This is a genomic window from Desulfosalsimonas sp. (assembly GCF_046483245.1).
GTDB lineage: Bacteria > Desulfobacterota > Desulfobacteria > Desulfobacterales > Desulfosalsimonadaceae > Desulfosalsimonas.
Window position 1 is genome coordinate 1 of record NZ_JAWODO010000089.1, and the last position, 4,408, is coordinate 4,408.

Below are 4,408 nucleotides of genomic sequence, written 5' to 3' on the forward strand. Positions count from 1 at the left end.
CGGGCATGCGCATGGCCGCACACAACCCGGTTTTTGTTGTAACCGGGCAAAAACCTTGATGGTTCCTTGGAAGCTTTTTACCGCGTCCGCTGTTTTTGTAGGAAGGAAGCCCTGCGGCCGGGGTCAGTTTTTTCGCTCCTGACCGTTTACGGATTCAGCCAATGCCTTCGCTTAAAATTTCAAAAACTCGGCCTGTCGGCCTCAAACAGTTTGAAATTTTTACGCTCCGGCATTTGCTGAATTTTTCCGTAAACGCTCAATGTCGCTTTAAAAACCGACCCCGCCCTTGGACTTCCTTGGAAACGTTTCCTCCGGGCCGCAGCCCGGGACCGAACACTGCAAAATAACTTTTTGCCGCATGATTAAAAGCTTTGATTTTATTTTTTTGAACCTTGAGCCTTGAACCTTGAGCCTTGAACGAAGTTATTTAGAAATGTTTCCCCGGGCCCCTTTGGTGTGAAACTTTGCACACAGTCGGCCATGATGCCGGCCCGGGGGTGGTTTGCGAGTCGCATTGAGCGCGCAAGCGGTCAGCAGGGAGCAAACCGCCACCGGGCCGGCATCATGCGAAAATTATAGAGCCAAGCACGAACAGCAACTTTTTTGAAGTTACTTGGAATTTTTCAGATGGCGCCGTAACGATGCGATAACGTCATAGACAAAGGAATGTAGACAATGACCCAATACCCAGTGCAGTTTGTGGGGGCCGGACCGGGAGATCCTGAACTGATAACCGTCAAGGGAAAGCATGCTCTGGAGACAGCCGATCTGGTGGTCTATGCCGGATCACTTGTCCCGGATGCGGTGCTTGCCTGGACCGGAAAACATGCGCGCCTGGAAAACAGCGCAAAAATGGACCTGGAAGCAATCGTGGATATAATGGCACAGGCGCATTTCAACGGAAGCCGGGTGGTGCGGCTGCACTCGGGTGATCCGTCCCTGTACGGGGCCATTGCCGAACAGCTCCGGGTTCTGGAACAAAAGGGCGTTGCCTGCCGGATCATTCCCGGGGTCACGGCGGCCTTTGCCGCGGCAGCCGCCCTGAAAGTCGAATACACCCTGCCGGAAGTCAGCCAGAGCCTGATTTTAACGCGCATGCAGGGCCGCACCCCGGTGCCGGAAAAGGAAAACCTGGCCTCCCTGGCCGCCCACCAGACCAGCATGGCCGTGTACCTGTCTGCCGGTCTTGCAGACAATCTCCAGGAGGTGCTTGCAGCCAATTACGGCCCGGATGCCCCTGTGGCCGTTGTCTTCAGGGCCTCGCACAAGGATGAAAAAGTTCTGTGGACAAAGGCTGGAGACCTGGAAGAAACCATGAAAGCGGCCCAAATTTCCCGCCAGGCACTGGTCATTGCCGGCCCGGCCTTAGAGGCCCAGAAGACAAGGGATTTTTCCGCTTCCAAGCTCTATGACAAAACCTTTACCCACGGATACCGAAAGGGCCATGGATCAAAATAATCAAAAACCCGCGATTGCGTTGTGGGTTATCACCCCAAAAGGTGCCGGGATTGCACAGCGCATTGCCGGCAGGCTTGAAAACGTCACGATCCATGCCGGCAAAAGTGCAGGCCGCCCTGAAGACGCGCTTTTTTTTGACAGCCTGGCCGAGGCGGTGGAAAAACATTTTCGGTCTTATGACGCCCACGTGTTTGTTATGGCCACGGGCATTGCCGTGCGAATGATCGCCCCCCTGCTGGATTCCAAGCACGTTGATCCGGCCGTTGTCACCGTGGACGAATCAGCCGGATTTGCCGTCAGCCTTGTTTCCGGACATCTGGGCGGGGCAAACGCCTGGACGGAAAAAATTGCGGCAATCACCGGTGCGTGCCCTGTGATCACCACGGCCACGGACCGCGCCGGGGTGCCGGCAGTGGATCTGCTGGCCAAACAACACGGCCTGCAGGCCGATAACCCGGAGGCGGTCAGGGCGGTGAGCATGGCCCTGATTTCAGGCCAAAAGCCCCTGCGCTATGATCCCTACCAGGTGCTGGCCTCGGGCCTCGGCCAATGGACCCAGGATATCAACACACCGGATTTTGACAACCAACCGGGCATATACGTGTGTCATCATTGCCCTGATTTACCTGAAAACGTGCTCGTGCTGCGCCCGACGTCTCTGGCCGTGGGCATGGGGCTAAACAGCGGCACTGATGCCGGGCAATTGTGTGAAGCCGTGTACTCGGCATTTGCACGCCACCGGCTTTCGGTGAAAAGCATCCGGGCATTTGCCACCATTTGCGAAAAAACACGCGAACCCGGGCTCCGGGAAATGGCCCGGCATTTTGCCCGCCCGCTTACAGGCTACAGCCGGGCCCGGCTTGCCAAAATCAAGGACGTGCCCACACCCTCTGAAACGGTTGAAAAACACATGGGAGTCAAGAGCGTATGCGAAGCAGCAGCCATCAAGGCCGCCCGGTCCGGGCAGATTCTAGTGCCCAAACAGAAGACCAAAAACACCACAGTGGCAGTGGCGGCCCTGGACTTTTTATCCTAGGCATCGGGCCCGGCGGCCCGGAGCACATGTCTTTGCGGGCAAGACAGGTCATTGAAAGCGTGCAGGTGTTGTGCGGCTACACCACTTACATGGAACTGGTAAAGCCCCTGATCACAGATCAGCAGGTCATTTCCACGGGCATGACCCGGGAGGTGGACCGGGTGCAGCAGGCCGTAGAGACCGTACAGGCCGGACGGAGCTGCGCGCTGATCTGCAGCGGGGATCCGGGCATATACGCCATGGCCGGCCTGATCTTTGAAGTCTGCATCCAAAACCGGGTGGCCGTCGGCACGGAACCCGGGCAGGTGTCCATAGAGGTGGTCCCTGGCATTCCGGCGTTGAGCGCGGGTGCGGCCCTTCTGGGTGCGCCGTTGATGCATGATTTCTGCGCCATTAGTTTAAGCGATCTGCTCACCCCGTGGGACCTGATTGATAAGCGCCTGCATGCCGCAGGCGCGGCAGACTTTGTCACCGTGCTCTACAACCCCAGGAGCAAAAAACGCAACTGGCAGCTCGATTCGGCCAAACAGATCCTTTTGCAGCACCGCAGGGGAAACACCCCTGTGGGGCTTGTCACCTCGGCCATGCGGGATGATCAAAACATCGTCCTGACCACCCTGGCGGATTTGGACTGCACACAGGCGGGGATGCAGACAACGATTTTTGTGGGAAACAGCCACACCTTTGTATCCGGGGCTCGCATGATCACGCCCAGGGGGTATGGCGCCAAATATCAACTCCAATTTGATGCAGCAGGGCAGAAATGATGGCACCGTAAAAAGTCCAATATCTGCGTTACGCGCGATTTCTCATAATTTCACGTACGGATAAGTACGCTGCATTCTTCGAAATCGCGCAAGCCTTGATCTTGAACTTTTTACGGCGCCATCTGAAAACCGACTTTTTACGAGGCCTTCAAAAATGACAAAGAAAACAAAACCCGCCCCCTGCCTGGCCTTTCTGGGCACCGGCTCTGAGGTGGGCAAAAGCGTGCTTGCCGCGGCCATGTGCCGGGTCCTGGCAAACCTGGGTTTCCGGGTGATGCCTTTTAAGGCCCAGAACATGTCCAACAACTCCGGGGTCACCCCGGAAGGCCTGGAAATGGGCCGGGCCCAGATCGTACAGGCAGAGGCGGCCAAAACCGCGCCCCATGTGGACATGAACCCGGTGCTGTTAAAGCCCGCAGGCGACAACGGCTCCCAGGTGGTGGTCATGGGAAAGGCCACCGGCCACCAGCGGGCGGCGCAGTATTACAGGGAAAAAAATGCGCTTTTCAAAACAGCTGCCGCAGCCCTTGACCGGCTGCGAACCCGGTGCGATGCCGTGATCATGGAGGGTGCCGGCTCATGTGCCGAGGTCAATCTCATGGACCGGGACTTTGTGAATCTGCCCATGGCCGAATACGCGGATGCGCCCGTGGTGCTGGTGGCAGACATTGACAAGGGCGGGGTGTTTGCCCAGATCACCGGCACCCTCCAGTGCCTGCCCCGGCATTTTTCCGACCGGATTGCCGGATTTATGATCAACCGATTCCGGGGTGATCCGGACCTGTTTACAGACGGTCTGACATGGCTTGAGCAAAAATCCGAGAAACCCGCCTTCGGGGTGATTCCCTGGTTTGATCACATCCGGATCGAGGCCGAAGACGCCGTATCCATTGAAAAAGCCGCCGCTGCTGCCGGCGCAGCCGTCAACGGCCCGGCCGCGGCAGTGGTCCGGCTGCCCAGAATTTCGAATTTCACGGACTTTGATCCCCTGGATGCCGCAGACGGCCTGTCCGTGCATTTCATGGAGCAGCCCGTTGATTTGTCGCGATTTTCTGCGGTCATTTTGCCGGGCACCAAAAATACCCGGGCGGACCTGCACTGGCTGCACAAAAACGGCTGGACGGAAGCCATCCGGGCCTATCACCGG

Annotated in this window: 4 protein-coding genes; all 4 read left to right on the forward strand. The window is 57.5% G+C overall.

Features of this window, described 5'->3' with window-relative positions:
* Positions 1-675 precede the first annotated feature (675 nt).
* Positions 676-1,458, forward strand: a complete 783-nt coding sequence (gene cobM / locus R6U41_RS08345) for a precorrin-4 C(11)-methyltransferase (protein WP_410269378.1) — start codon at positions 676-678, stop codon at positions 1,456-1,458.
* Positions 1,445-2,494 carry a cobalt-precorrin 5A hydrolase gene (locus R6U41_RS08350; RefSeq protein WP_410269379.1) on the forward strand — a complete coding sequence of 350 codons (1,050 nt, stop codon included), beginning with the start codon at positions 1,445-1,447 and terminating at the stop codon, positions 2,492-2,494. Before cobM ends, R6U41_RS08350 begins: the two co-directional genes overlap by 14 nt.
* Positions 2,495-2,520: 26 nt before the next feature.
* Positions 2,521-3,261, forward strand: a complete 741-nt coding sequence (cobJ, locus tag R6U41_RS08355; RefSeq protein WP_410269380.1) for a precorrin-3B C(17)-methyltransferase — start codon at positions 2,521-2,523, stop codon at positions 3,259-3,261.
* A 154-nt stretch (positions 3,262-3,415) separates the two neighbouring features.
* The coding region (locus tag R6U41_RS08360; RefSeq protein WP_410269381.1) for a cobyric acid synthase at positions 3,416-4,408 on the forward strand (993 nt) is incomplete at its 3' end.

What these genes read in the sequence shown, in the direction of transcription:
- cobM (WP_410269378.1), top strand. Translation starts at nt 676, where the DNA reads ATGACCCAATACCCAGTGCAGTTTGTGGGGGCCGGACCGGGAGATCCT.
- R6U41_RS08350 (WP_410269379.1), top strand. Translation starts at nt 1,445, where the DNA reads ATGGATCAAAATAATCAAAAACCCGCGATTGCGTTGTGGGTTATCACC.
- cobJ (WP_410269380.1), top strand. Translation starts at nt 2,521, where the DNA reads ATGTCTTTGCGGGCAAGACAGGTCATTGAAAGCGTGCAGGTGTTGTGC.